This is a genomic window from Nocardia higoensis NBRC 100133 (assembly GCF_000308595.1).
GTDB classification, from domain to species: Bacteria; Actinomycetota; Actinomycetes; order Mycobacteriales; family Mycobacteriaceae; genus Nocardia; species Nocardia higoensis.
This window is the reverse complement of the sequence record NZ_BAGA01000035.1, coordinates 1-1,686: the sequence shown is the minus strand read 5'-3', so window position 1 is coordinate 1,686 and position 1,686 is coordinate 1. Positions and strand designations below refer to the sequence as shown.

Here is a 1,686-nt window from a genome sequence, read left to right as displayed (position 1 = left end):
GTGCACCAGCACCACGATCGCGCCCGCCTTGCGGCCCGGCCGATGCCCGCCCTCCGCTTCGCTCTTGGGCCACGGCAGCGCGGCGCCGTACGGGTTTGCCGGGTCGCAGGCGGCCAGGGCGGTGGCCGCCGGTGACCGTCGGCCGTCGCGCCCGGAGTCGCAGGCGCGTAGCCGGTCCACCACGTCGGTGGTGGAGAACTGGGCTCCGCCGAGCGAGTCCACGAAGTAGCCGCGACGGCACCGGCCCCGGTCCTCGAATTCGGTGAGCACCCGGTACATCAGGGCGAATCCGCCCGGCACGCCCTCGCTGTGCACCGAACCCCTGGTGAGCACGCCGTAGCGCTCGAGCAGGACATCGGCCTGGGCGTGCGCGCGGACGGTGTTGTCGGCGACCCGTTCCGGCAGCAGCGACCAGCGCCCGGCCACCGAGGGCGGCCCGGTCCGGGTCGGCATCGCCGGGCGGGGCAGGTAGGCACGGCCGCGCGGGGTGCGCCGGGGCGAGCGGTGCGCGGTGGTGGTGCGGGTCGTGCCGGAGAGCAGGGCGCGGACCGGGGCGAAGGTGTCGCCGGAGACCTGACCGGCCCACACCAGCTCCCACAGTGCCCGCGCGACCGCCGCGTCGTCGAGCAGTCCGGTGGCATCGGAGAGCTGACGGAAGAAGTACGCCCCGCCGCCGCGCGGCACCGCGCCGTCGGCCGGGCCGGGCACGAGCACCGCGCCGAGCGCCTCCAGCAGCCGCAGCGCGGTCTCGGAGTATTCGATCTCGGCGGGCGGGGTCAGCGTGAACGGCGCCTGCTCGGCCGGATGCAGCGCGATCCAGCCGTCCTTCGCGGTGATCGCGCCGTGCCCGGACCAGACCACCTCGCCGGTGGCCATGAGTTCGTCCAGCAGGGCGGGGCTGTAGTCGTCCACCCGCGCGGGCAGGATCAGCGACTCCCATGCGGAGGCGGGCGCGGGGACTCCCGCCAGCTGCTCGACCACCGTGGCGACACCGTCCACCCCGCGCAACTCGCCGGTGCCGACGTGCTGCCAGCCGGGCAGGAACCGCCCGAACGCCGCCGTGGCGACCGGCTCCACCTCGTGGCGCGCCGCCGCCAGCGAGCGCCGCCGCAATCGGCGCAGCACCTGGCTGTCACACCATTCCGACCCGGTGGTTCCCGGCGTGAATTCGCCTTCCACCACCCGTTTCTCGGCGGCCAGCCGGTGCAGCGCGGTCGCCGCGACAGCCGGGCCGATACCGAACCTGCGCGCCACGGCGTCGAGCTGGAACGGCGCGTGGGTGCGGGCGTAGCGGCCGACGAGGTCGCCCAGCGGGTCCGGGACCGGCTCGGCGAACGCCTCGGGCAGTCCGACCGGCAGTGGCACGCCGAGCGCGTCGCGCAGGCGGGCGGCGTCCTCGACGGCCACCCACCAGGTGCGGCCCGCATAGGAGACCGTTATCGCCCGCCGGGCGCCGGACAGTTCGGCGAACCAGCGGTGATGCGTACCGAGCGGCTCCGCCGACGACGCATCGACGTCTTCCGGTCCGGCGGCGCCGTCGCCCGCACCGGCAGGACCGTCACCGCCTGCACCGGCGGGGGTGTGCCGACGTGCCTCGGCGGAGCTGAGCTCGCTGCCGACGACGGCACCCCGCATGCTCGCCTCGGCGCTGTCCTCGGCCGCATCGTGCCCGGCGGCATCGTGCCC

At 75.7% G+C, this 1,686-nt stretch carries 1 protein-coding gene; it reads right to left on the bottom strand.

Annotated features, from left to right (window positions below; all coding sequences use genetic code 11):
• On the bottom strand, positions 1–1,686 hold a 1,686-nt coding region (locus ON26_RS04520; protein WP_444543699.1), incomplete at both ends, for an Lhr family ATP-dependent helicase.